This window comes from Chryseomicrobium aureum, assembly GCF_016909155.1.
GTDB classification, from domain to species: Bacteria; Bacillota; Bacilli; order Bacillales_A; family Planococcaceae; genus Chryseomicrobium; species Chryseomicrobium aureum.
The window spans coordinates 386,776-410,907 of record NZ_JAFBFG010000001.1; the positions used below are offsets into that span (position 1 = coordinate 386,776).

General features: G+C 41.1%; 31 protein-coding genes. 30 read left to right on the plus strand and 1 reads right to left on the minus strand.

Going from position 1 to position 24,132, the window contains the following annotated elements:
• Window positions 1–20 precede the first annotated feature (20 nt).
• From JOD03_RS01985 to JOD03_RS02130, 30 genes are all read left to right on the plus strand, one after another.
• The gene (locus JOD03_RS01985) at window positions 21–188 is read left to right on the plus strand and encodes a hypothetical protein (protein WP_204589140.1); all 168 of its coding nucleotides are present in this window, start codon (window positions 21–23) and stop codon (window positions 186–188) included.
• Between the two features lie 188 nt (window positions 189–376).
• The gene (gene cmk, locus JOD03_RS01990; protein WP_204589141.1) at window positions 377–1,054 is read left to right on the plus strand and encodes a (d)CMP kinase; all 678 of its coding nucleotides are present in this window, start codon (window positions 377–379) and stop codon (window positions 1,052–1,054) included.
• A complete protein-coding gene (locus JOD03_RS01995) occupies window positions 1,051–1,632 on the plus strand; it encodes a lysophospholipid acyltransferase family protein (protein WP_204589142.1) in 582 nt (193 codons plus the stop codon). Before cmk ends, JOD03_RS01995 begins: the two co-directional genes overlap by 4 nt.
• 114 nt (window positions 1,633–1,746) lie before the next feature.
• A complete protein-coding gene (gene rpsA / locus JOD03_RS02000) occupies window positions 1,747–2,889 on the plus strand; it encodes a 30S ribosomal protein S1 (protein ID WP_204589143.1) in 1,143 nt (380 codons plus the stop codon).
• Window positions 2,890–2,978: 89 nt separating this feature from the next.
• Complete coding sequence (gene der, locus JOD03_RS02005) at window positions 2,979–4,289, plus strand: ribosome biogenesis GTPase Der (protein WP_204589144.1); 1,311 nt, start codon at window positions 2,979–2,981, stop codon at window positions 4,287–4,289.
• 15 nt (window positions 4,290–4,304) lie between these two features.
• Complete coding sequence (locus tag JOD03_RS02010; protein ID WP_204589145.1) at window positions 4,305–5,324, plus strand: NAD(P)H-dependent glycerol-3-phosphate dehydrogenase; 1,020 nt, start codon at window positions 4,305–4,307, stop codon at window positions 5,322–5,324.
• Window positions 5,325–5,357: 33 nt separating this feature from the next.
• Window positions 5,358–5,543 carry a DUF2768 domain-containing protein gene (locus tag JOD03_RS02015; RefSeq protein WP_275580359.1) on the plus strand — a complete coding sequence of 62 codons (186 nt, stop codon included), beginning with the start codon at window positions 5,358–5,360 and terminating at the stop codon, window positions 5,541–5,543.
• A complete protein-coding gene (locus JOD03_RS02020) occupies window positions 5,540–6,253 on the plus strand; it encodes an LPS-assembly lipoprotein LptE (RefSeq protein WP_338032421.1) in 714 nt (237 codons plus the stop codon). Before JOD03_RS02015 ends, JOD03_RS02020 begins: the two co-directional genes overlap by 4 nt.
• A gap of 58 nt (window positions 6,254–6,311) precedes the next feature.
• Window positions 6,312–6,542, plus strand: coding sequence for a stage IV sporulation protein A (locus JOD03_RS02025; RefSeq protein ID WP_239584749.1), 231 nt, complete (start codon window positions 6,312–6,314; stop codon window positions 6,540–6,542).
• 321 nt (window positions 6,543–6,863) lie between these two features.
• Window positions 6,864–7,136, plus strand: a complete 273-nt coding sequence (locus JOD03_RS02030) for an HU family DNA-binding protein (RefSeq protein ID WP_094941762.1) — start codon at window positions 6,864–6,866, stop codon at window positions 7,134–7,136.
• 123 nt (window positions 7,137–7,259) lie between these two features.
• Window positions 7,260–7,829: a GTP cyclohydrolase I FolE gene (gene folE, locus JOD03_RS02035; RefSeq protein WP_204589148.1), complete on the plus strand. Its 570-nt coding sequence runs from the start codon at window positions 7,260–7,262 to the stop codon at window positions 7,827–7,829.
• A 53-nt stretch (window positions 7,830–7,882) separates the two neighbouring features.
• On the plus strand, window positions 7,883–8,107 hold the full coding sequence (mtrB, locus tag JOD03_RS02040) for a trp RNA-binding attenuation protein MtrB (RefSeq protein ID WP_204589149.1): 225 nt from the start codon (window positions 7,883–7,885) through the stop codon (window positions 8,105–8,107).
• A gap of 15 nt (window positions 8,108–8,122) precedes the next feature.
• Window positions 8,123–8,770 (plus strand): heptaprenyl diphosphate synthase component 1, encoded by a 648-nt coding sequence (locus JOD03_RS02045; RefSeq protein WP_204589150.1) that lies wholly within the window; start codon window positions 8,123–8,125, stop codon window positions 8,768–8,770.
• A 16-nt stretch (window positions 8,771–8,786) separates the two neighbouring features.
• Window positions 8,787–9,485 carry a demethylmenaquinone methyltransferase gene (locus JOD03_RS02050; RefSeq protein WP_204589151.1) on the plus strand — a complete coding sequence of 233 codons (699 nt, stop codon included), beginning with the start codon at window positions 8,787–8,789 and terminating at the stop codon, window positions 9,483–9,485.
• Between the two features lie 16 nt (window positions 9,486–9,501).
• Window positions 9,502–10,476 carry a polyprenyl synthetase family protein gene (locus tag JOD03_RS02055; RefSeq protein WP_204589152.1) on the plus strand — a complete coding sequence of 325 codons (975 nt, stop codon included), beginning with the start codon at window positions 9,502–9,504 and terminating at the stop codon, window positions 10,474–10,476.
• A 67-nt stretch (window positions 10,477–10,543) separates the two neighbouring features.
• Window positions 10,544–10,990 carry a nucleoside-diphosphate kinase gene (ndk, locus tag JOD03_RS02060; protein WP_204589153.1) on the plus strand — a complete coding sequence of 149 codons (447 nt, stop codon included), beginning with the start codon at window positions 10,544–10,546 and terminating at the stop codon, window positions 10,988–10,990.
• Between the two features lie 125 nt (window positions 10,991–11,115).
• Window positions 11,116–12,288 carry a chorismate synthase gene (gene aroC, locus JOD03_RS02065; protein WP_204589154.1) on the plus strand — a complete coding sequence of 391 codons (1,173 nt, stop codon included), beginning with the start codon at window positions 11,116–11,118 and terminating at the stop codon, window positions 12,286–12,288.
• Between the two features lies 1 nt (window position 12,289).
• Window positions 12,290–13,357: a 3-dehydroquinate synthase gene (gene aroB / locus JOD03_RS02070; RefSeq protein ID WP_204589155.1), complete on the plus strand. Its 1,068-nt coding sequence runs from the start codon at window positions 12,290–12,292 to the stop codon at window positions 13,355–13,357.
• Window positions 13,354–13,719, plus strand: a complete 366-nt coding sequence (gene aroH / locus JOD03_RS02075; RefSeq protein ID WP_204589156.1) for a chorismate mutase — start codon at window positions 13,354–13,356, stop codon at window positions 13,717–13,719. Before aroB ends, aroH begins: the two co-directional genes overlap by 4 nt.
• Window positions 13,720–13,728: 9 nt before the next feature.
• Window positions 13,729–14,826: a histidinol-phosphate transaminase gene (hisC, locus tag JOD03_RS02080; RefSeq protein ID WP_204589157.1), complete on the plus strand. Its 1,098-nt coding sequence runs from the start codon at window positions 13,729–13,731 to the stop codon at window positions 14,824–14,826.
• A 5-nt stretch (window positions 14,827–14,831) separates the two neighbouring features.
• A complete protein-coding gene (locus tag JOD03_RS02085) occupies window positions 14,832–15,920 on the plus strand; it encodes a prephenate dehydrogenase (RefSeq protein WP_204589158.1) in 1,089 nt (362 codons plus the stop codon).
• A gap of 12 nt (window positions 15,921–15,932) precedes the next feature.
• Window positions 15,933–17,222, plus strand: coding sequence for a 3-phosphoshikimate 1-carboxyvinyltransferase (gene aroA / locus JOD03_RS02090; protein WP_204589159.1), 1,290 nt, complete (start codon window positions 15,933–15,935; stop codon window positions 17,220–17,222).
• Window positions 17,223–17,286: 64 nt separating this feature from the next.
• On the plus strand, window positions 17,287–18,531 hold the full coding sequence (locus JOD03_RS02095; RefSeq protein WP_204589160.1) for a tetratricopeptide repeat protein: 1,245 nt from the start codon (window positions 17,287–17,289) through the stop codon (window positions 18,529–18,531).
• Between the two features lie 12 nt (window positions 18,532–18,543).
• On the plus strand, window positions 18,544–19,095 hold the full coding sequence (locus tag JOD03_RS02100; RefSeq protein ID WP_204589161.1) for a ReoY family proteolytic degradation factor: 552 nt from the start codon (window positions 18,544–18,546) through the stop codon (window positions 19,093–19,095).
• Window positions 19,096–19,536 carry a DUF2487 family protein gene (locus JOD03_RS02105; protein WP_204589162.1) on the plus strand — a complete coding sequence of 147 codons (441 nt, stop codon included), beginning with the start codon at window positions 19,096–19,098 and terminating at the stop codon, window positions 19,534–19,536.
• A 174-nt stretch (window positions 19,537–19,710) separates the two neighbouring features.
• Window positions 19,711–20,217, plus strand: coding sequence for a QcrA and Rieske domain-containing protein (locus JOD03_RS02110; RefSeq protein WP_204589163.1), 507 nt, complete (start codon window positions 19,711–19,713; stop codon window positions 20,215–20,217).
• Between the two features lie 18 nt (window positions 20,218–20,235).
• Entirely contained in the window at window positions 20,236–20,910 is a 675-nt protein-coding gene (qcrB, locus tag JOD03_RS02115) for a menaquinol-cytochrome c reductase cytochrome b subunit (protein ID WP_204589164.1), read from the plus strand.
• Window positions 20,911–20,949: 39 nt separating this feature from the next.
• A complete protein-coding gene (locus JOD03_RS02120; protein WP_204589165.1) occupies window positions 20,950–21,729 on the plus strand; it encodes a menaquinol-cytochrome c reductase cytochrome b/c subunit in 780 nt (259 codons plus the stop codon).
• A gap of 65 nt (window positions 21,730–21,794) precedes the next feature.
• On the plus strand, window positions 21,795–22,403 hold the full coding sequence (lhaT, locus tag JOD03_RS02125; protein ID WP_392456442.1) for a lipoprotein heptaprenylglyceryl N-acetyltransferase LhaT: 609 nt from the start codon (window positions 21,795–21,797) through the stop codon (window positions 22,401–22,403).
• A 33-nt stretch (window positions 22,404–22,436) separates the two neighbouring features.
• The gene (locus tag JOD03_RS02130) at window positions 22,437–23,114 is read left to right on the plus strand and encodes a zinc metallopeptidase (RefSeq protein ID WP_204589166.1); all 678 of its coding nucleotides are present in this window, start codon (window positions 22,437–22,439) and stop codon (window positions 23,112–23,114) included.
• An 86-nt stretch (window positions 23,115–23,200) separates the two neighbouring features.
• On the opposite strand, the gene JOD03_RS02135 is transcribed toward JOD03_RS02130, so the two are convergent.
• Entirely contained in the window at window positions 23,201–24,070 is an 870-nt protein-coding gene (locus JOD03_RS02135) for a YitT family protein (protein WP_204589167.1), read from the minus strand.
• Window positions 24,071–24,132 lie beyond the last annotated feature (62 nt).

Here is a 24,132-nt window from a genome sequence, read left to right on the forward strand (position 1 = left end):
GTCCTTATTTAGGTGGGCTTTTGTTTTGGCAACAATCGAAAATGTCCGCGATGGAGACAAATGTTTCAACAAACTATGCAAGCCGACTCTACAACATCGGTGAGAACATGGATCAGTTAATGGAACATATTGATGGCGCTACATTGCTTGCAGATGCTGTACTGGCCTCTGAAGATTCATCAGTTTGAACAAGTCCTTTGTTTTGAGGAAAAGGTTCAAACAAAAACTGGACAAGTATATACATTATTTGTAGATGCTGTGACACATAAACTGATAAAGAAATAGCATATCAAAGGATAACAGCAACTCCTCTAATTACTTCGATTAGAGGAGTTTTTGTGGTAAACTGTTTCTGATGAACTGGAGGAAACTGACGATGAAAACTATACGTATTGCCATTGATGGACCTGCGGGTGCCGGCAAATCAACAATTGCTAAATTAGCAGCAGAAAAATTGAATTATACATATGTTGATACAGGAGCAATGTATCGGGCCATTACATACAAATCAATAAAAAATGGTCTTGATCTTTCTTCAGAACAAGAAATCGTAAAACTATTAGAAGAGACTAGTATAGAGCTTCAACCCTCTGAAAACGGGCAACAATTGTATTTGGATGGTGAGAATGTATCGGAAGCTATCCGTACTCAGGATGTGACAGCAAATGTATCACAAGTTGCCGCTCATGCTTTGGTACGTGAAGATTTAGTGAAGCGACAAATGGTACTTGCAAATACAGGAGGCGTGATCATGGATGGCCGTGACATCGGTACGCATGTCATACCTGACGCTGAACTGAAAATCTTTATGTCAGCATCAGCGGATGAGCGCGCTCGCAGACGTTTTGTAGACAATGAAAAAAGAGGCATTCATATTGAATTTGAAGAACTAAAAGCAGACATCATTCGTCGAGATAAGTTTGACAGTGAAAGAGAAGCCTCTCCACTTGTTCAAGCAGAAGATGCACTTTATTTAGACACTACTGAATTATCGATAGAGCAAGTGGTAGATGAGATTTATATGCTTGCAAAGGCAAAGGAGTCTGAACAATGAATTTATATCAAGTAGCAAAAACTGTAGTGTATGGTGCTCTTTCGCCTATCTATCGCTTCGATGTTCATGGAACAGAAGACTTCCCGAAAGAAGGGGGAGTACTTGTCTGCTCAAATCATATACATGCACTGGATCCACCGGTTGTTGGAATTTTGGCACCAAGACCGGTACATTTTATGGCAAAAGAAGAATTATTTAATGCGCCAATTTTAAAAACTTTAATTCCGAAATTAAATGCTTTTCCTGTTAAACGTGGCATGAGTGACCGGGAAGCCATGAGAAAAGCAATCCAGCTTCTTAAAGACGGGAATGTGGTCGGTCTTTTTCCGGAAGGTACACGTTCAAAAGATGGCGTTTTAAAAGAGGGTCTAGCGGGTGCAGGGTTTTTTGCACTACGCGGAGATGCGGTTGTAATTCCTACGGCTATCGTAGGGCCTTATAAGCCGTTCAAACGTCTTAAAGTGATCTATGGTAAACCAATGGATATGACACCTTTTCGTGAACAACGTGCATCCGCAGACGTTGTGACAGCAGCTATCATGGCTGAAATTCAAAAGCTATTGGATGCACATAAGTAAAGTTCTAAGAATACTTTTGACCCTCCTGCCATATAGTAGGTAATGGCTAGGTTTTGTATTATCAGCCAATTTCGACTAAAATAAGCTATAGACGTAGTGGAGGAGGATTATCTTATGACAGAAGAAATGAATGTAAACGATATCCCAGTACTCAAAGAAGGCGATATTGTTCAAGCGAAAGTAGAACAAGTCGATGAAAAGTCGATTACAGTTACAATCGAGAACGCTCCGTTTAACGGTATTGTACCGATCAGCGAGTTATCTAGTCTTCACGTAGAAAAAGCTTCAGACGTAGTAGCAGTTGGCGATGAACTGAAACTAATGGTCACAAAAGTAGAAGAGCAAAATTATGTCCTCTCAAAGCGAAAAGCAGCAGCTGAAGAGGCTTGGAACGGACTTGAAGAGAAATTTACAAACGGTACAATTATAGAAACAGAAGTAAAAGAAGTAGTGAAAGGTGGACTTGTCGTCGATATCGGCGTACGAGGATTTATTCCTGCTTCTTTGATAGAAGATCATTTTGTCGAAAGCTTCGATGACTATAAAGGCAAGACACTAGAGTTCAAAATTGTTGAACTCGACAAAGAAAAAAACCGAGTCATTCTTTCACACCGAGCTGTTGTAGAGGAGCAGAAATCTTCTTTAAAACAGCAAACTCTTGATCAACTTGAAGTTGGAAGTGTAGTTGAAGGAACTGTGCAACGACTTGCTTCATTTGGAGCATTCGTTGATATTGGAGGGGTTGACGGACTTGTGCACATTTCACAAATCTCTCACGATCACTTAGATAACGTGGCGAGTGCCTTAAGTGAAGGGCAAAAAGTGAATGTCAAAATCTTATCAGTAGATCGTGACGCAGAACGAATTTCACTGTCCATCAAAGATACACTCCCAGGTCCTTGGGAAACTGTATCAGAAAAAGCCCAAATCGGATCCGTTCATACAGGTACAGTAAAACGACTTGCTTCATTTGGAGCATTCGTTGAGGTGTTCCCAGGAGTGGAAGGACTTGTGCACATTTCACAAATCTCTCACCAACACATCGGTTCTCCGCACGAAGTGCTAAGTGAAGGGCAAGAAGTTGAAGTGAAAGTATTAGATGTGAAACCTGAAGAGCGCAGACTTTCACTGAGCATCAAGGAGCTTCAAGAAAATACGGCGGATGACTTCTCAGATTACGAAATGCCGGAAGAATCTAAAGGCTTTTCAATCTCTGATGTGTTAGGGGACCGTTTCAAAGATTTTAATAAAGAGTAATGTAACAGAGGCTTCTATGCCTCTGTTTTTTCTTTTTGGCCCGTATTCGTGTATAATACCTTTTAGATGAAGTTGGAAGGATGAACGAAATGACAAAACCAGTAGTAGCAATCGTCGGTAGGCCGAACGTCGGCAAATCGACTATTTTTAATCGTATAGTAGGAGAACGCGTATCGATAGTAGAGGATACACCAGGTGTTACTCGTGATCGTATCTATAGTTCAGCAGAATGGCTAACACATGATTTCAGTATCATCGATACAGGTGGTATTGAATTAAGTGATGAGCCATTTTTAGAGCAAATCAAACAACAAGCAGAGGTTGCGATGGAAGAAGCGGATGTCATCATCTTCCTCACAAACGGTCGTGAAGGTGTCACAGCTGCGGATGAATACGTGGCAAAAATTCTTTACAAAACTAAAAAACCTATTGTGCTTGCAGTTAACAAAATAGACAATCCAGACATGCGTGATATGATCTATGATTTCTATTCACTCGGCATGGGTGAGCCTTTTCCGATCTCAGGTTCTCACGGACTTGGACTTGGTGACTTATTAGATGAAGCTGCAAAACACTTCCCAGAAGATGATGCAGAGGATTATGGTGATGAAGTCATTAAATTCTCATTGATCGGCCGTCCGAATGTCGGTAAATCGTCACTAATTAACGCGGTTCTTGGTCAAGAACGTGTTATCGTGAGTGATGTAGCAGGTACAACACGTGACGCGATTGATACACATTATACATTTGATGATCAAGAATATGTGATGATCGATACGGCAGGAATGCGGAAAAAAGGGAAAGTATATGAAAGTACTGAAAAATACAGTGTCCTACGTGCATTGAAAGCGATCGAACGTTCAGATGTTGTCCTAGTAGTCTTGAATGCTGAAGAAGGAATTCAAGAGCAAGACAAGAAGATTGCAGGATATGCGCATGAAGCAGGCCGCGGTGTCATTATCGTTGTAAACAAATGGGATGCTTTAGAAAAAGATGAAAAGACAATGAATGTATTTACACAACAAATTCGTGAACATTTCCTATTCTTAGATTACGCGCCAATTGTTTTTGTTTCTGCTCTAACGAAACAACGCGTGCATAACATCTTCCCAATTATCCAACGTGTAAGTGAAAACCATGCGATGCGTATCCAGTCTTCTATTCTTAATGAGGTAATAGAAGATGCAGTAGCACGAAATCCAGCTCCATCGGATAAAGGGAAGCGTCTGCGTATATATTACGCAACTCAAGTTGCCACTCGTCCACCGACATTTGTTGTGTTCGTCAATGAACCTGAGCTGATGCACTTCTCTTATATCCGTTTCTTAGAAAACCGTATACGCGAAGCATTTGATTTTGAAGGGACTCCAATTAAAATCATCGCGCGTGCACGCACATAAAAGGGGGAGCAGAGAATGCAAACAATCACGGTCATAGGGGCAGGAAGTTGGGGGACAGCTCTTGCATTTGTACTAGCTGAAAATGATCATAACACTTTGATTTGGTCTCATCGACAAAGTCAATCAGATGAAATCAATTCCCACCACACAAACTCAAAATATTTGCCTGATCGTCTTTTACCTGAATCGCTGAAAGCAACGAGCGATTTACAGCAAGCGATTGCGCATTCTGACGTTATCGTACTAGCAATTCCTACTAAAGCATTTCGGGAAGTCATCAGTAACTTTATGCCTTTCTTAAACACGCCTAAAACATTTGTTCACGTATCTAAAGGAATTGAGCCAGATTCCTTAAAGCGAATTTCTGAAATTATGGAAGATGAAATTCCAGCTGAACTTCGATCAAGTATCGTTGTTTTATCAGGGCCTAGTCACGCAGAAGAAGTCGTGTTAAAGCATCCAACTACCGTAACTGTGGCTAGCACAGATATTGAAGCTGCAAAAAAAATACAAGATTTGTTCATGAATCACTATTTCCGCGTCTATACCAATGAAGATATTATTGGTGTGGAGCTCGGCGGTTCATTAAAGAATGTGATTGCTCTGGCTGCTGGTATTGTAGACGGTTTAGGCTACGGGGACAATGCTAAAGCTGCTTTAATTACGCGAGGACTTGCGGAAATCAGTCGACTAGGTATTCAAATGGGAGCAGAACCTTATACGTTTATCGGCTTGACTGGTATGGGAGATTTGATTGTGACGTGTACATCCGTCCATTCCCGAAATTGGCGAGCAGGAAATCTATTAGGCAAAGGCAATTCTCTTGAAGAAGTATTAGAAGATATGGGTATGGTTGTGGAAGGTGTTCGCACAACGAAAGCAGCGTACCAGCTGTCCCAAAAATACGACATCGAGATGCCGATTACAACAGCACTCTACAAAGTATTGTTTGAACGGTTAACACCTAAAGAAGGTGTAGATCAATTGATGCTTCGTACAAAGAAGCACGAACTAGAAGATTTTAAATCGTTTTAAGAAAGTGGGATTATCATGTCGTCATTAGACAAAATGTGGGTCTCTTTTGGATCAATGGGATTTATGTTTGTTGCGATGTTATTGATGTTATTTGTAAACACTAAAATTCAAAATAACTGGGTCGCTTGGCCAATCCGAATTGTGGCCTGGGTTTGTCTGCTGCTTGGTTTTGTCTCCATGCTATATATCATATTTAACCCAACACGAGGAACAGCATGATGAAACAAAAGCAGCTGTTTATCTATCTTATTGGTGCGATGCTCCTGCTATCAGCCTGTGGATTCCAAAGTGGCTACCAACCGGATAACGTCAATCCATATCCAGAGCAACTTGAACAAGTTCAAAGAGCGGTTGATCAGTACAGTGAGAACACTGGGGGATTATTGCCTATCAAGGAACGCGATCAAACGGTCGATCAATTTATCAAATATCCAGTAGATTTCATGAAAATCGTTCCTTCGATCATGGGACAAGTACCACCGAACTCTTTTGAAGCTGGAGGATTCTATCAATACATTATTTGGGATGTAGAGGAGAATCCTACTGTTAAACTTGTCGATCTTCGCGCCACAGATATCTTGCGGGATTTAAACTTTCGCCGCTCTATTAATGGATATGCGCCAATTGCTGAAACGTTAGCAGAAGGTGTCTATGCACTTGATTATGAAAAAATGGGATACTCGTCTGAAGTGACGGTACCAAGTCCATATTCCACCGCTCAATTGCCATTAGTGGCTATTGGAACGGGAGAAATTTTTATTGATTATTCACTTGAACTCAATTTGAAGTTGCAAGAACTCGATGAACCGGTTGAACCAGGTACAGATATTCGGTACTTGTTAATTGACGATTCACCGATTGTTCCTGCATATTCACTTCCATATACCGTGAATGAAGATAATGAACCAATTTTTATGTTGCCAGAATGATCCACAGGTCTACTGTGGGTCTTTTTTTCATAGTGTGAACTATGAAAGGGGGATGGCGATGAGCGCTCTCAATGAACTAGTGAAACGAACAAATGAAGATGGATATATAGGCGTCGTGGGACCAGTCCGCGTAGGCAAATCCACTTTGATTTCAAAATTACTTGAGCATTTAGTCCTCCCATCGATTGAAGAGGCCGAGCAAGAAATTGTGGCACAACTAAAATCACTTGGTAAGCCGTTTGTATTGTTGATTAATTCAGAATCACCTTTTTCAGAAGAAACGCAGTGATTGGTTGGACAAGTAAAACATAGGCTTGTAAGAACAATTGAAAAAATAGTGAAGCAAGAACAACAAGGATTGGTTTCATTTATTTTGTGAGAAGAAAGGAGCCTATACGGCTTCTTTTTTAGTTTCAATAAAAATATTATGGAAACTATTTGCGTATTTCCAAATGTTGTGCTTTATTAAAATGCTGAATAGTCCCTCAGAAATATGCTCAAAATCCTTATATAACAACGATTTGTGTAGCAAATTGAGTTGCATCCGTTATTTCGTTGTGATACTCTTTTTACAGATTGAATGTATCTTCCTTGAGAGGAGGTGAATGATGTGAATAAAACAGAATTAGTTAATGCTGTAGCAGAATCAGCTTCTCTTTCAAAGAAAGATGCTTCTAAAGCGGTTGATGCTGTATTTGAATCCATCCAATCTGCTCTTGCAGAAGGAAACAAAGTTCAATTAATCGGTTTTGGTAACTTTGAAGTGCGTGAGCGCGCGGCTCGTAAAGGTCGTAACCCACAAACAGGTAAAGAAATCGAAATCGCTGCTTCTAAGGTTCCTGCGTTCAAACCAGGGAAAGCACTTAAAGATGCAGTAAAATAATGGTCTACATAGAACAGCCCTAGTGGCTGTTCTTTTTATTTGCTCTAATTCAAGATATACAATTTCCCCATTACTACCCATTGTGTTAAGATTCTAATGATGAATGTACGAGGGGGAACCGCGATGACAACGGTCGATTTACATAAAATAGAGAATGCAGTAAAAATGATTTTAGAAGCTGTAGGAGAAGACCCTGCTCGTGAAGGTCTTATAGAAACACCTAAGCGAGTTGCCAAAATGTATGCGGAGATGTTTGAAGGTCTACATCAAGATCCAAAAGAATATTTTAAAACGATTTTTCATGAAGACCATGAAGAATTAGTGCTTGTAAAAGATATTCCGTTTCATTCGATGTGTGAACATCATTTGGTTCCTTTTTACGGGAAAGCGCATGTTGCCTATATTCCTCGTAACGGAGTTGTGACAGGTTTAAGTAAATTAGCGCGTGCTGTAGAAACGACAGCGAGACGTCCTCAATTACAAGAACGTATAACTTCTACAATTGCGGACAATATTATGGAAATGCTAAATCCTTACGGTGCATATGTCGTGATTGAGGCAGAACATATGTGTATGACAATGCGCGGAATTAAAAAACCAGGTGCTAAGACAATTACTGCTGTTGCACGTGGCGTTTTCCAAGAAGATGATGTAAAACGTGCGGAAATTCATTCCTTCATACAAATGTCCTAATTATTACGTTCTCTCTATGGTAAACTTAAGAAATACAGATAGGAGACATGACAATGGCGACTAATGAATTTATTGTAATTAAAGCTTTAGAAGATGGTGTGCATGTAATCGGGTTGACGCGTGGGACGGATACAAAGTTCCATCATTCAGAAAAGCTCGATACAGGAGAAGTCATGATTGCACAGTTCACAGACCACACATCTGCTGTAAAGATTCGTGGAAAAGCTGAAATTCAGACTGCTCATGGAGTTGCTGTTAGCGAGTCGAAATCAAAATAGTTGGTGGTCGTACAGATGACAAACATTTATCAAAAACAAGTAAACAATTGGCGTGACGATATAGCGAAGATTCTGTATCATCCGTCACTCGTTAAACATACAGGGGTACCCAAGCTAAATGACTTGCAGATGACCTCGTTGTTTTTACCTTTGTTAGTAGGTGAAAACGAAAAGGAACTTACTTCTTACTACGCAACAGCGATTATCTATATTGCGCTGTCAAGTCATGACGATGTTATAGAGCGAGGGACTTTAAACAAAAGTCAGCAGTTACAAGTACTTGCTGGAGATTATTATAGTGGTAAATATTATCAATTGTTATCCGTTGAAGGCAAAACAGAGCTGATTGGTCAGTTAACAAACTCTATTCGTCTTATGACAGAAGCACGCACACAGCTTCTTTGCGTAGACAAAACTTCAGAAGTGCAACGTTTAACTGCTTCTCAGACGATCGTGACTGCACCTACTCAAGCTCTTTTTCAACAACTAGGACTGACAAAGTATGTACCACTGGCAAAAACAATCGCTTTTTGCCAACTCCCGCAGATGGACGTTTCAGACCTACTGGGTCAGCTCGAGGCGTATGAACAACTACCCTCCGATTTAAAAATGTATATTCGGTCTCTACTTCAAGAACAAGTCGAACTAGAGACAAAATTGTAAGGATGAAGGTGGACTTATGGCCAAACAAAAAGAACAACGCGTGCATGAAGTCTTTGAAAAAATCTCTTCCAACTATGATTCCATGAATGCCGTAATTAGCTTTCAACAGCATAAAAAATGGCGTGAAGATACTATGGACGCTATGGCTGTTAAACCAGGATCTGCAGCTCTAGATGTATGCTGTGGAACGGCAGACTGGACAATTGCATTAGGGCAAGATGTTGGCGAATCAGGAAGAGTAGTTGGACTCGATTTTAGTCAAAACATGTTATCTGTCGGACGTGAAAAGACGGCACCTTTTTCTCAAATTGAATTGATTCATGGCAATGCTATGGAGCTTCCATTTGCAGATAATGAATTTGACTATGTCACAATCGGTTTTGGACTTCGCAACGTACCTGATTACAAAAAAGTATTAAGTGAAATGTACAGAGTGGTGAAACCTGGAGGTATGGTTGTTTGTTTAGAGACATCTCAACCGGATTCAAAACTATACAATAGCTTCTTTCGATTGTATTTCCGTTATATCATGCCGATATTTGGAAAGTTATTTGCAAAAAGTTACGATGAATATTCATGGTTACAAGAATCGCAAAAAGACTTTCCAAATAGACAAGCACTTACAGCACTATTTGAAGAAGTAGGATTTAAAAATGTGACAAGTAAGCCTTATAGTGGAGGAGCAGCAGCTCGGCATATCGGCTATAAGATGTAGTTAGGAATGGTATTGAGTGGACAAGTTGAAATTAAAAGCCTTATATGCCGATTTACGACCTGACCTAGATCAAGTCGAAAAAGAATTGATAACTTCTGTAGCATCCGACGCTCCACTGCTAACAGATGCTTCTTTGCATTTGCTCCAAGCAGGTGGAAAGCGAATTCGTCCTGTTTTTGTATTGTTATCTGCGAAATTTGGGGACTTTTCTATTGAACGCATCAAACATGTAGCTGTTCCTGTTGAATTGATCCATATGGCATCACTTGTACATGATGACGTAATCGATGATGCCGACACTAGACGGGGCAGACCAACAGTGAAGGCCGAATGGAACAATCGCATGGCCATGTATACAGGGGACTTCCTGTTTTCAAAAGCAATTGCTTCCCTTGCGAATATCGAAAAGCCATATGCTCACAAGTTACTTGCTGATACAATGGTCGAATTATGCATAGGTGAGATTGAACAAGTGGAAGATAAACGCTTATATGATTTGTCTGTGAAAGACTATTTGCGAAGAATTCGTCGTAAAACCGCTCTGTTGATTCGTGTATCCTGTGAACTTGGGGCGCTTGCTTCTGAAGTCGATGATAAGACACGCATTCATTTACGGAATTTTGGTTACTACGTAGGGATGTCCTTCCAAATTGTCGACGATATTTTAGATATTGTATCAACGGATGAAATGCTTGGAAAACCAGCGGGTAGTGATTTACTCCTCGGTAATATTACGTTACCGGTCGTCTATGCACGTGATGAGGCAAACGTTTCAAGATTATTAGCACGCATCGAACAAGGAGATACGACAGAAGAGACGCGACATGAACTGCTCACAGTTCTTCGTAAATCCGAAGGCTTAGAAAAAGCAAAACGACTGAGCAACTTGTATTTAGAGAAAGCAATGAACGAGATGCGTAGCCTTCCAAATAGCCCCGCTAAACGATCTTTGCAAAATATTGCTCTATTTATGAGTAAACGCAAATTTTAATTGAACTTCAGTCAAGACAATGGTACGATTTTAAACGTGTGAAACTTGATTTTAAGGAGCGACTAAAATGGAAAAAACATTTTTAATGGTAAAACCTGATGGCGTACAACGTAACCTTATTGGTGAAATCGTTGGCCGTTTTGAAAAGAAGGGCTTCCAACTTGTTGGGGCTAAATTAATGCAAATCCCAACTGAACTTGCTGAAGAGCACTACGGTGAGCACAAAGAGCGTCCTTTCTTTGGCGAATTAGTAGACTTTATCACTTCTGGACCAGTTTTCGCTATGGTTTGGGAAGGTGAGAATGTAATTTCAACTGCACGTCTTATGATGGGTGCTACAAACCCTAAAGATTCAGCTCCTGGAACAGTACGTGGAGACTTTGCAGTAACTGTTGGAAAAAATATCATTCACGGTTCAGATTCTGCTGAATCTGCTGAGCGAGAAATCGGTTTATTCTTTAAAGAAGAAGAGCTAGTTTCTTACACGAAATCTTCAAACGACTGGATTAACTAATCCGCTAAAAGACATCCATTTGGGTGTCTTTTTTGTTTTTCTAGGTGTACACCATTTCAGATTCACGTATGATTGTGGTATAGTGAAAAACATATACTTTAGCACGTTGAAGGGAGAAAGTTATTTTGCGTTACTTAACTGCCGGAGAGTCACATGGACCTCAACTGACAACTATTATTGAAGGTTTACCTTCTCAACTTGAAATCTCAATTGAAAAATTAAATGATTCATTGCGTAGACGCCAGGGAGGACATGGGCGTGGACGACGTATGCAGATTGAAAAAGATTTAGTCGAAATCACAGCAGGTGTTCGTCACGGGAAATCTCTAGGGTCTCCTATTTGTTTGCAAGTGACAAATGATGATTGGAAACACTGGACACATATTATGGGTATTGAACCTCCAGAAGACGATACAGAAGTGAAACGACAAATTTCTAGACCACGACCAGGACATGCAGATCTTGTCGGTGGGATTAAATACAACCACCGTGACCTTCGCAACGTCTTGGAACGTTCTTCAGCACGCGAAACTACTGTACGTGTTGCTGCTGGTGCGCTAGCAAAACAAATGCTAGAACAATTGGGTATTCACGTAACCGCGTATGTGACGACGATTGGGGGCATTCACGCCGACCGCTCTATTCCAGAAACACTTGAAGCTGCTGAAATCGCAGAGCGTGCAGCAGGTAACCCGGTCTACTGTTTGGATGAAGAAGTATCAAAACAGATGGTCGCTGCAATTGATGCTGCAAAAAAAGCCGGAGATACGATTGGTGGAGTCGTCGAAGTGCGTGTGACTGGAATGCCAGCAGGTGTTGGTAGCTATGTGCATTACGACCGTAAACTCGATGCTCGACTAGCATTTGCAATGATGAGTATTAATGCATTTAAAGGTGTAGAGCTTGGTCTAGGGTTTGAAATGGCCAATCTACCTGGTAGTCAAGTTCATGATCAGATTCGTTACAATGCACAAGATGGGTATACACGTGAGACCAATCGTCTTGGAGGAACAGAAGGTGGTATGTCTACAGGTATGCCATTAGTAGTTCGAGGCGTGATGAAACCAATTCCGACCTTGTACAAACCACTTGAGAGCGTAGATATCGATACAAAAGAAGTATTCAAAGCAAGTATTGAGCGCTCTGATGCTTGCGCTGTTCCGGCTGCTTCAGTCGTTGCGGAACATGTCATTGCTTGGGAAGTTGCCCAAGCGTTGTTAGAAACATTCCCTGCAGATCACCTAGATCAATTGCGAAATGCCGTCAATGAGCGACGTAAGGCTGCAAAGGAGTTTTAAAATGGAACTTACTATTCAAACAGCTAGTGCGGCTTATCCCGTTATTCTGCAAGAAGGGGCTATTCAGTCAATTTCAAACGTGTTGCCTGCTCAGTATGACAGATTGGTCGTATTTGCAGATCAGCATGTCTGGACTCTGCACGGAGAAGAATTTAAGCGACAGCTCGACTTGGAATTCAGTTTACATCTTGTTCGTGCGGGTGAGTCTGCAAAAACACTGACTCACTATGAGCAATCGATGACATTCCTACTTGAAAATGCTGTGTCAAGAAAGTCTGTGCTAATTGCATTTGGGGGAGGGGCTATCGGAGATTTTGCAGGATTTGTCGCAGCGACCTATATGAGAGGGATCCCCTTCATTCAAATCCCAACAACGATTCTTGCACACGATAGTGCGGTTGGAGGGAAGACAGGGATCAACCATAGTCTTGGAAAGAACATGATCGGAGCTTTTCATCAGCCTCTCGGTGTTTTGTACGATCCAACTTTTCTGAAAACTCTCCCAGATAGTGAAGTGCGTTCAGGTTTTTCAGAAGTTATTAAACACGCTTTCCTTTCAGATGGTACTTGGTCGAATCACCTCCAAACGATTACTTCTATCAATACTCTACGCAAATTAGATTGGCAAGCCGAGCTAGCAAAAGGCATACAGGTAAAAGCAAAAATTGTGGAACAAGATGAGAAAGAGGCTTCTGTGCGGAAGTATCTCAATCTTGGCCATACTTATGGTCATGCCTTAGAAGCTCTTGCCGGTTTTGGTCGTCTGAAGCATGGAGAAGCCGTTGCGATTGGTCTTGTTGTAACGTTCTACTTGAGTGGCCTAGAGCAACTCGCGACGAATTGGTTTAAACAACTTTCAAAACTTGGATACCCGCTAGAAGCTGTAACCCAGTTTTCTATAGAAGAAATTATCACGTATATTCGAAATGATAAAAAAAATAGCGGCGAAGATATCCAATTTGTACTTTTACATGAAATTGGAAAACCGTATGTGAGCACCGTTCGTGAAGAAGCAATACGATTGGCTCATGATCGTTTAGTAAACTTAGTAAAGGAGGAGCGAACATGATTAGAGGAGTGCGAGGAGCAACTACGATTCCAGCAGATCAGCCAGACCAAATTCTCATCGCTACTCAAGAACTTGCGATGGAGATGGCCCGTGTAAATTCTATTCAGGCTGAAGACGTTGCATCTGTAATTATTTCTACAACCCCTGATGTCATTTCGGCTTTTCCAGCAAAAGCCGTTCGTACGATTGAAGGGTGGGAGTATGTGCCCGTCATGTGCATGCATGAAATGTCTGTTGCAGAGAGTTTGCCACGATGCATTCGAATTATGATGCATGTCAATACAACAGTAGCTCAAAACCAAGTAGAACATATATACTTGAATGAGGCAGTGACATTGCGCCCAGACTTAGTGAAGAAATGAGGAATTGCAATGAAGTTTAAAAAACAATTAGCGGGTTTACAAGCGTACAAACCAGGAAGAACGATGGAAGAAGTAAAAAAGCAATTTGGTTTAAATCAAGTAATCAAACTTGCCTCTAATGAAAATCCACTAGGATCCTCTCCGAAAGTCCGTGAGTATCTAGCAACACAGTCCATCGACTTTGCCCTCTATCCAGATGGGTATGCGCAGACGATTCGCGATGCAGTTGCAGAACACTTGAATGTAAAACCGACACAACTGATCTTTGGGAACGGGTCGGATGAAGTGATTTTACTAATTGCGCGAGCACTTTTATCTCCAGAAGTGAATACGATTGCAGCGGATATCACGTTTAGTCAATATGCGCACAATGCCAAGATTGAAGGTGCAGATTTCATCGCAGTTGCTTTAAATGAGGATGGTACGCACGATCTAGAAACGATGCTTCAGAAGGTGACAGATCAAACTGCCGTTGTGTGGATTTGCAACCCGAATAATCCAACAGGTTCTTTGACGCCTTCATCCGCTATTTATTCGTTTCTTCAACAAGCACCAAAAGATGTTCTTGTCGTTGTAGATGAAGCCTATTTCGAGTATGTAGACGCAGAAGACTATATAAATCCAATACAGTGGCTTGAAGAATTCCCAAATCTGTTGATTTTACGCACATTCTCTAAAGCATATGGATTAGCAGCATTCCGTATCGGTTACGGAATTGGCTCAGAACAGGTGATTGCGCAATTAGAACCGACACGTGAACCGTTCAATAACACGACACTAAGTCAAGATGTGGCGCAAGTCGCTCTACAAGATCAACAGTTTATTGCACATACAGTAGAACAAAACAAACAAGAAAAACAGCGCTATGTGGCATTTTGTGAAAAGCACGGGCTACGATATTTTCCAACACAGACAAATTTTATATTGATTGATATAGAGCAAGATAGTGATGAAACTTTCCAGTATTTGATGTCGAAAGGATATATTGTACGTAGTGGGAATGCATTAGGACTTCCTGGAACACTGCGTATCACAATCGGCACACCTGAACAAAATAAAGGTCTTCTACAAGAATTAGAGCAATTAGTTTTAAAACAGAAAGTGTGATTGAAATGAAAACGTCAGTAGTTGTGGTAGGACTTGGGCTGATTGGTGGAAGCCTATCACTTGCACTACGAAGAAATACAGAGTGTCATGTGATAGGCTATGATGTCGACGCTAACACGGTCCGAACAGCACGAAGGCTCGATGTAATCGATGAAATGGCTTACTCACTTGCGCGATCCGTTCGTGAAGCGGATATTGTGATTTTAGCGACACCAGTGAACACGACGAAAGAATTGCTTCAAGAAGCTTTAAAATGGACGATGAAACCGGGTGCTTTTATAGTCGACACGGGGAGTACAAAAAAAGAAATTGTGGATCTTGCTAATGAATTAGAATTGCCGTTCATTGGTGGGCATCCAATGGCAGGTTCACATAAAAGTGGAATAGAGGCAGCCCGTGCTCATCTATTTGAGAATGCCTATTTTGTTTTATGTCCATCTAATCAAACTTCCAACGAACAGCTCGAGACATTCCAAAAGCTTCTTGCACCTTCAAAAGCGAAGGTGGTAAAAGTGACAGCGGAAGAGCATGACGAAATGACGGCTACAGTAAGCCATTTTCCACATCTTATTGCATCCTCACTTGTTCATCAGTTGGCAACAAAAGCGAAAAACCCTTTGACTAAGAGGCTAGCAGCAGGTGGATTTCGTGATACGACAAGGATTGCATCTGCGAATCCTGTCATGTGGCGAGATATTACATTGCAAAACCGAGATCAGTTATTAGATCAGCTAGACAGTTGGCTAGACGAGATGCAAAACGTGAGACAACTTGTAGCTACAGGGGACGCTACAGCTATTGAAAACTACTACCTTGAAGCGAAACGAGAACGAGATATCTTACCGATTCATACACAAGGGGCACTTTACAGCACGTTTGACCTGTACATTGATGTACCCGATTATCCAGGAGTGATTTCTGAAGTAACAGGTTTGCTTGCATCCCATAAGATTAGTATTTTAAACATCCGTATTATTGAGACACGGGATGATTTGTTTGGTATTTTAGTGATTAGTTTACAGTCTGATGAAGATCGCGTGCGTGCGATGGAGTGTATTCATCAAGAAACAACCTATGAAACGTATATTGCGTAAGGAAGTGATAGTGTGAAGAGTTTACAACATACTGGTAGATTAAAAGGGACTCTTTCTATCCCTGGAGACAAATCCGTTTCTCACCGTTCAATTCTATTTGGAGCGATGGCAAAAGGTGTGACAACCGTTGAAGGTTTTTTACAAAGTGACGATTGCCTTAGCACTATTGACTGTGTGCGTAAGTTTGGTGTGGATGTCGCAGTAGAAGGCGAATCCGTCACAATAACAAGTGACGGAATTGAGAACTGGGTTGAGCCGGACACAATTTTGTATACAGGTAACTCAGGAACGACAACACGTCTTCTTTCAGGGGTGCTCGCATCGACAAATTTTGCTTCTGTGATGATTGGAGATGAGTCGATTCAAAAGCGCCCAATGAAACGGGTAACAGATCCACTTCGACAAATGGGCGCAGATATTATTGGTAGAAAAGGCGGTAATTTCACACCACTCGCTATTCAAGGTCGCGAACTCACCGCAATTGATTACCCGATGCCAGTCGCATCTGCACAAGTGAAATCAGCCATTCTTTTAGCAGGTATTCGTGCTGAGGGAACGACTATTATTACCGAACTTGAAAAAACTCGGGACCATACAGAAAAAATGTTGCGTCACTTTGGAGTGGAGCTTGATGAACAAGACAAAACCATTTCTTTACGGGGTGGACAAACACTGACACCGGCACATATCGTCGTACCAGGTGATATTTCCTCCGCTGCTTTTTGGCTTGTAGCAGGTGCGATCACCAAGGACTCTGAAGTGGAACTTGCGAACGTTGGCTTGAACCCGACGCGAGATGGTATTTTGGAAGTACTCAAAAATATGGGAGCTGACTTATCATTTGATTTTGCGGACTCTCCTTCTCACGAAGAAATTGGGACACTCAAGATTCGGACAAGTTCCTTACGTTCCACAGAAATTGGTGGAAGTCTAATTCCGCGTCTTATAGATGAGATTCCCATCATTGCGCTTCTAGCTACGCAAGCTGAAGGTACGACTATCATTCGTGATGCAGAAGAACTGAAAGTAAAAGAGACAAATCGAATAGATGCAGTTGTGACAGAGCTGAAAAAATTAGGTGCAGACATTGAATCAACGGAGGACGGTATGGTTATTACGGGTCCGACTCCTCTGACCGGTGGAAAAATAACAACGTACGGTGATCACCGAATTGGCATGATGGGGGCGATTGCTTCCCTACTAACATCGACTCCGATTGAGTTAGATGATCCAGAGTGCATTGCCGTAAGTTACCCTACATTTTTTGACCATTATTCAAAATTGACGGCAGACTCACATTAGAGTCTGTCTTCTTTTTGTTTTCTAGAAATTCGTGTAAACTAAAGGCAAGAAAGAAGTGATTGAAATGACATTAAATGAAATTCTCCGTCAAATCGAGACGGGTCAAAATGATTGGCAAGAACAATTAGAGACATATCTATTAAATGCAGAGCCAGATGAAATTTATCAAGCTTCTGAACAACTCGCAGCGTATGGTTTTGTTGAAGAAGCGATTCGTATGCTCGAGCATCTTGTCTACTTGTTCCCGGAAGAAGAACAGTTAAAAGTAGATCAAGCTATTTGGATGCTCGAGGTAGGTAGAGAAGAACAGGCACTCACAATTCTCCAGGAAATTCCACGACAGTCTGAAGTCTATCCACAAGTACTACTTGCAATGGCAGACTATTATCAAATGACGGGTCTTTATGAAGTAGCGGAACAAAAGTTAGAAGAAGCAACCCGGTTGATGCCTGATGAGCCACTTTTAAAACTTGCCAAGGCAGAACTAAAACGCGAGACAGGTCGATATTTGGAAGCAGCTCGTATCTATGAAGAAGTGTATCCACTCCGTTCAGAACTTCCACATATAGATTTGTCCCAAAAGTTAGCAGAAACCTATTCAGCAGGAGCTGCGTACGAAGAAGCGATTCCTTATTTTAAAGATTCTTTAGCACAGGGGGAAGCTCCTGATAAACTATTCCAATATGGGTATGCGTTGTTCCAGATCGGTGACTATAAAGCAGCGATTGAGCAATTAGACGAATTACTCGCGGCAGACCCAGATTACTATTCAGCTTATTTATTATCTGCACAAGCTTATGGCATGCTCAAGGAGAACCAATCAGCTCTTGAAAGAATAGAACAAGGGATTGAAAAAGACTCTTTTGAAAAAGAGTATTATCTAGTTGCAGGGAAACTGGCACTTAAATTAGGCCAAGAAGATAAAGCACAACGCTACTTTAGTGAAGCGATTGCTCTTGATCCAGAATACATTGATGGCATTTTACACCTAGTCCACCTTTACATGCATCAAGAAGAGTATGAAGCTGTAGTTCAACTGGCAGCAGATGTTCAAGCAGATGGAGCAACATTGACTTCCCTCTATCCATTCTTGGCACAAAGTCATCATGAATTAGAAAATTATAATAAAGCATACGATTTCTATAAGCTCGCATACACTGAACAAAAAGAAGATGTCTATTTTCTTGAAAAATATGCATACTTCTTACTAGAAGAGGGGAAACGTAAAGAAGCGAAATCAGTCATTGAGCAACTGCTTAGTTTACATCCTCAAGCGGTAGAGTGGCGAGAAATGATAGATAACTTATAGGAGGGACTAGCTATGACTGCTTCGGTAACAGCAAATGAAAAGCGTGATTTTGTGAAATGGTTGCTGTCGAATTTTCAGTTGAAGCGGCGTGAAAGCGTATGGATTTTAAATTACTTGGTGAGTCATGAAGAATTGCTCGAAAATGTTCATTTTGTTGAAGGGGTGGAACATTGTCCCCGTGGCATGATGATTTCGACTACGTCATCTACAGGTGCACCTTTCCGCTTCTATAAAGGAACAATCGTATCAGCAGATGCTGAAAAATCTTTTCATGATATGCGCTTACATCCAGATGAACCAATGTACATCGAGTTAAAATTCCCAGATAAGAAACGTATTCCCCAGTTCATTGCTGTGTTGGAAGACAACCCATTCTTGCCAATGAATGAAGAACTGAAAAAGATGGATCGAGTAACAGCAGATCAAGTGGTCGACAGCTCCTTAAAGCACTATCAACTGTTACAACTTGAAAAAGCAATTGATCGAGCACTTGATGCGCAAGACAGAGAGCTATTTGCTAGACTTTCTAAACACTATTATGAGTTGCAGTCGGAGGTTGACTAAATGTTTTATAACGGAAAAGACAGTACACAGTTCCTTCAACAAACAGAGTTTATTGACACAGCTCTTGTACCCTTGATTTCAATTGGATTGAAAAAAGAGACGCTTCATAATGCAGCGTCTCAATCCGATTATGTGTTATCACTTGTGAATGCATTGGAGAATCAGTTTAAAGGGAGAGTTGTCGCTTTCCCTTCTTTTTGCTATGTCGAAGGACAAGAGAAAGAAGACCTGTATAGTAATTGGAAGCTAGCTTTTGAGAATTCACCATTTAAACATGTTTTATTTATCACTGGGGATTCAGAATGGCTAGCAATCGATGATTCTGTGCTGTGGACACCAACGATTCCATTGGATTCAATGGACGCAAAAATGAAAATAAAAATCTTGGATGATCAAGTGCGTCAAATCATTCCTCGTATCGCTGAAAAATGGTCTACATAACGGCATTTCTTTATTTTTCAATAGGATTCAACAAATGTTCACAAACTGTCGAATTCACCCCTAGCCAATATTGATTTTATTGCTAGGTTAAAGTATCATTGAACTGTCCTAGTATTATTTTATTCACGCAAGTATGTCCTTTGGACTGACCTTTACGTTAGAGGGGGGAAACCGATGAGCAACAACAAAGTAACAAGACGTCAATTTTTAAGCTATACACTTACTGGAGTTGGCGGATTCATGGCTGCAGGTATGCTCATGCCAATGGTTCGTTTTGCAATTGACCCTGTTCTTCAGAAAAAAGATGGTGCAGACTTCGTTCTTACGGATCTACCTGTCGCTGATATTACTGAAGAACCGACTCGTGTCGATTTCAACTTCGAGCAAATTGATGCATGGTATTCATCAGAAGTAACGAGCACGGCATGGGTCTATAGAGATGGAGACACAATTGTTGCCTTATCTCCTATCTGTAAACACTTGGGATGTACAGTAGGCTGGGCGACTGACAGCGCACATCCAAATCGATTCTTCTGTGCTTGCCACGCAGGATTATATGAAAAGAATGGAAAGAACGTTCCAGGAACACCACCACGTGGTCCACTTGACATGTATGAAGTACGTGAAAGTGCAGATGGATTACTTGAGTTAGGTCCAGTTGTTCCGAATACATTAGTGTAATAAAGGGGGTACGACATCGTGCTGAACAAGATTTATGATTGGGTAGATGAGCGTCTCGATATTACACCAATTTGGCGTGACATCGCAGACCATGAAGTTCCTGAACACGTAAACCCTGCACACCACTTTTCGGCGTTTGTGTATTGTTTCGGAGGATTAACGTTCTTTGTTACAGTTATTCAAATTCTTTCAGGTATGTTCTTAACAATGTACTATGTGCCGGATATTGAAAATGCATGGAACTCTGTTTATTATCTTCAAAATGAAGTGGCATTCGGAGAGATTGTTCGGGGTATGCACCACTGGGGAGCATCGCTAGTTATCGTTATGATGTTCTTGCATACATTGCGTGTTTTCTTCACAGGTTCGTATAAAAAACCTCGTGAATTAAACTGGATGGTAGGAGTAGGAATCTTTGGTATTATGTTAGGCCTTGGATTTACGGGTTACTTGTTACCATGGGATATGAAAGCATTGTTTGCAACAAAAGTAGGTATTGAGATTGCAGCTTCGGTTCCATTTATCGGTGGAGCAATTAAGACATTGTTAGCAGGGGATGAAGTAATCCTTGGTGCGCAGACACTTACACGTTTCTTCGCAATTCACGTATTCTTCTTACCAGCAGCATTGTTCGGATTATTAGCAGCTCACTTTATCTTAATTCGTCGTCAAGGTATTTCAGGTCCACTATAATAGGTTAGTGGAAAAAGAGGATAACAAGGAGGGGACTTCATGCATCGCGGAAAAGGTTTAAAATTCGTGGGTGACTCTCGTGTTCTGCATCCATCTAGCCGTAAGAAAAAGGGACCTAAAGATTACTCTGAGTATCCAGGGAAAACAGAAGCGTTTTGGCCAGACTTTCTACTAAAAGAATGGTTGATTGGTTCTGTATTCTTAGTAGGTTATCTAATTTTAACGGTATCGCATCCAGCACCGCTGGAGCGTCAAGCAGATCCGACTGACACTGCATATACTGCATTACCAGACTGGTATTTCTTATTCTTATACCAACTTCTGAAATATGAATTTGCATCAGGACCATATAACATTATTGGTGCAATCATTATTCCAGGTATCGCATTTATGGCACTACTTCTTGTACCGTTCTTAGATACGTCGAAAGAACGTCGTCCATTCAAGCGTCCTCTACCAACTGGCTTTATGCTTCTTGCAATCGCGTCTATGATCTTCCTAACATGGGAGTCTGTAGTGAACGTAGATTGGGATGCAAAACGTGCAGCAGGTGAGATTCGTGAAGAAGTAGCTGTAGAATTCGATGAAAACTCCGAAGGCTATCAATTGTACTCCACATCGTCCTGTATAGGATGTCACGGGAATGCCTTTGAAGGTGGGCTTGGACCAACGCTAGTTGGTACTGGTCTATCAGCTGAAGAGATTTATGACATCGCTGTAAACGGTGTAGGTACTATGCCAGCTGGAACTTATCAAGGAACAGATGAAGAGCTTCAAAAGCTTTCTGAATTCATCTCAACTTTAGAACCAGCAGAATAATACTTCTAAAAGAGAGTCAGTCATGACTCTCTTTTTTTTATCACTTGATGAGAGGACTACGAGTTATGATGACACTCATTCGTTCCGTATTGTATGCAAAGCCGTTTATGTGGCTGTTGTTTGTTGTGAACTTACTGGGTACGATTTACGGGTATTATTGGTATAAAGGACAATTGTCTATCACGGAACCCATCTACTATATTTTCGTTCCGGATAGTCCGACTGCAAGTTTGTTTTTCACACTTGCCTTATTAGGCTGGCTGTTAGGGAAGAATTGGCGACTAATCGAGGCGTTAGCTCTAGTCACGCTTGTAAAGTATGGGTTATGGGCAGTTGTCATGAATTTGCTGACCATTGGAGTAGATGGACCCATCGGACCTGTCGGATGGATGCTTGTGATTTCCCATTTTGGGATGGCCGTTCAAGCGATTCTTTATTTCCCGTGGTACCGCTTTGGCTGGATTTCATTGAGCATTGCAGCTATTTGGACACTGCATAATGATGTGATTGACTATGTTTTTGGGCAGATGCCTATTTATCGTTCACTTCTCGAATTTTCATCACAAATCGGCTATTTTACATTTTGGTTATCAATAGGATGTATAGCACTCGCCGCTTGGAATATAAGTACGAAGCGATACATGACATTTGATAATTTGATCAAGAGTCGATAAAATAGAGGTATATCAGAAAAGAGGGGGAAAACAGTGGGTTTTCTAATTTACTTTGCTGTTCTATTAATTTTACCGCTTTATGCACAATTTAAAGTGAAGAGTACGTATAAACGGTACTCAAAAGTTCGATCAACATCTGGTATGACGGGTGCACAAGTTGCACGCACGATACTAGATGCACACGGTCTACAAGATGTTCAAGTTGTTGAGAGTAAAGGGTTTTTAAGCGATCACTACAACCCGATGACGCGTATCGTTGCTTTATCGTCTCACAACTTTCACGAGGCATCTGTAGCGGGAACTGCGATTGCCGCACACGAAGTTGGACATGCGATTCAACATAAAGAAGCGTACTCGTTCTTAACAATTCGTCACAAGTTAGTACCTGTTGCGAATATCTCTTCGAATGCTTCTTGGATCTTTATTCTAATTGGTATTTTATCGACAATACCAGAAATGCTATTAGTCGGTATTGGTTTACTTGCAGCTGGTGTAGTTTTCCAACTTGTAACTTTACCAGTTGAGTTCAATGCCTCAAGTCGTGCCATGAATGAAATGGTCAGTCTGAACCTAATTCGCAATGAAGAAGAACGTCATGCGAAGAAAGTATTGAACGCAGCAGCTATGACGTATGTAGCAGCAGCGGCAGTAGCAGTACTTGAGTTACTTCGTTTGATTCTAATCTATACAGGTATGCAACGTAGCGAATAAATAAAAACTGCTCAGAGCATTTTGCTCTGAGCAGTTTTTTTATGATTTACTCGGCATTTCTGGACGAGCCTGTTCCACTTTTCTTGTTAATCAAATGGCTTTTTATTCTCATCCAGCGTAAAGCCCTCGCCCATGACGTCATGTACATCCACTATCGAAACGAATGCATGTGGATCAACAGAAGTAATAATACTCTTTAATCGAACAATCTCGTTTCGCCCGATGACACAGTAGAGCATTTCTCGTTTCGCTTTTGAATAGAACCCGTGCCCATCCAGTACTGTCACGCCGCGGTCCATTTCTTTTCCAATGCGCTCTGCGATTTCCGCCTGGTGATCAGAGATGATAAATGCCCCTCGACCCGAGTAAGCACCTTCTTGCACGAAATCAATGACGCGAGCACCGATAAATACAGCAACAAGTGTATACATCACTGAACGTTCGTCTAAGAATGTTAACCAGGATAGTAAAATAACTCCTGCATCGAATAAGAACATTGTCTTTCCCATACTCCAGCCGACGTATTTGTGCACAAGTCGCGCCAAAATGTCCACGCCACCTGTTGTACCTCCGTACCGGAAAATGATTCCAAGTCCCACTCCGACAAAGACTCCGGCAAACAGTGAGGCTAAGAATAAATCGTTTTGTAAGCCGATTTGTACTTCATACACTTGAAAAATCTTTAAAAATACTGAAACACTGACAGTTCCAATCAATGTATACAAAAATACTTTACGACCCAAGAGCTTCCAGCCGATAATAAACATTGGAATATTTAATAATAAGTTCATGAGTGCAACGTCCCAGCCAAGCACAAAATAAAGTATCAATGTGATTCCTGAGAATCCACCTTCTCCCAGTTCATTTTGGATATTAAAATGAACAAACCCAAAGCTGAAAATCGCAGCCCCGAGCATGATAAAGAAGATGTTTTTAAATTTTAATCCTAATTTCATTCCATCCACCTCAATCCTCATTATCTGTCATTTGCTACGCTTTGACAACAACTCTTTCAATA

Coding starts and splice junctions, on each gene's coding strand:
- cmk (WP_204589141.1), top strand. CDS start 377: ATGAAAACTATACGTATTGCCATTGATGGACCTGCGGGTGCCGGCAAA.
- JOD03_RS01995 (WP_204589142.1), top strand. CDS start 1,051: ATGAATTTATATCAAGTAGCAAAAACTGTAGTGTATGGTGCTCTTTCG.
- rpsA (WP_204589143.1), top strand. CDS start 1,747: ATGACAGAAGAAATGAATGTAAACGATATCCCAGTACTCAAAGAAGGC.
- der (WP_204589144.1), top strand. CDS start 2,979: ATGACAAAACCAGTAGTAGCAATCGTCGGTAGGCCGAACGTCGGCAAA.
- JOD03_RS02010 (WP_204589145.1), top strand. CDS start 4,305: ATGCAAACAATCACGGTCATAGGGGCAGGAAGTTGGGGGACAGCTCTT.
- JOD03_RS02015 (WP_275580359.1), top strand. CDS start 5,358: ATGTGGGTCTCTTTTGGATCAATGGGATTTATGTTTGTTGCGATGTTA.
- JOD03_RS02020 (WP_338032421.1), top strand. CDS start 5,540: ATGATGAAACAAAAGCAGCTGTTTATCTATCTTATTGGTGCGATGCTC.
- JOD03_RS02025 (WP_239584749.1), top strand. CDS start 6,312: ATGAGCGCTCTCAATGAACTAGTGAAACGAACAAATGAAGATGGATAT.
- folE (WP_204589148.1), top strand. CDS start 7,260: ATGACAACGGTCGATTTACATAAAATAGAGAATGCAGTAAAAATGATT.
- mtrB (WP_204589149.1), top strand. CDS start 7,883: ATGGCGACTAATGAATTTATTGTAATTAAAGCTTTAGAAGATGGTGTG.
- JOD03_RS02045 (WP_204589150.1), top strand. CDS start 8,123: ATGACAAACATTTATCAAAAACAAGTAAACAATTGGCGTGACGATATA.
- JOD03_RS02050 (WP_204589151.1), top strand. CDS start 8,787: ATGGCCAAACAAAAAGAACAACGCGTGCATGAAGTCTTTGAAAAAATC.
- ndk (WP_204589153.1), top strand. CDS start 10,544: ATGGAAAAAACATTTTTAATGGTAAAACCTGATGGCGTACAACGTAAC.
- aroB (WP_204589155.1), top strand. CDS start 12,290: ATGGAACTTACTATTCAAACAGCTAGTGCGGCTTATCCCGTTATTCTG.
- aroH (WP_204589156.1), top strand. CDS start 13,354: ATGATTAGAGGAGTGCGAGGAGCAACTACGATTCCAGCAGATCAGCCA.
- hisC (WP_204589157.1), top strand. CDS start 13,729: ATGAAGTTTAAAAAACAATTAGCGGGTTTACAAGCGTACAAACCAGGA.
- JOD03_RS02085 (WP_204589158.1), top strand. CDS start 14,832: ATGAAAACGTCAGTAGTTGTGGTAGGACTTGGGCTGATTGGTGGAAGC.
- JOD03_RS02095 (WP_204589160.1), top strand. CDS start 17,287: ATGACATTAAATGAAATTCTCCGTCAAATCGAGACGGGTCAAAATGAT.
- JOD03_RS02100 (WP_204589161.1), top strand. CDS start 18,544: ATGACTGCTTCGGTAACAGCAAATGAAAAGCGTGATTTTGTGAAATGG.
- JOD03_RS02105 (WP_204589162.1), top strand. CDS start 19,096: ATGTTTTATAACGGAAAAGACAGTACACAGTTCCTTCAACAAACAGAG.
- JOD03_RS02110 (WP_204589163.1), top strand. CDS start 19,711: ATGAGCAACAACAAAGTAACAAGACGTCAATTTTTAAGCTATACACTT.
- JOD03_RS02120 (WP_204589165.1), top strand. CDS start 20,950: ATGCATCGCGGAAAAGGTTTAAAATTCGTGGGTGACTCTCGTGTTCTG.
- lhaT (WP_392456442.1), top strand. CDS start 21,795: ATGATGACACTCATTCGTTCCGTATTGTATGCAAAGCCGTTTATGTGG.
- JOD03_RS02135 (WP_204589167.1), bottom strand. CDS start 24,070: ATGAAATTAGGATTAAAATTTAAAAACATCTTCTTTATCATGCTCGGG.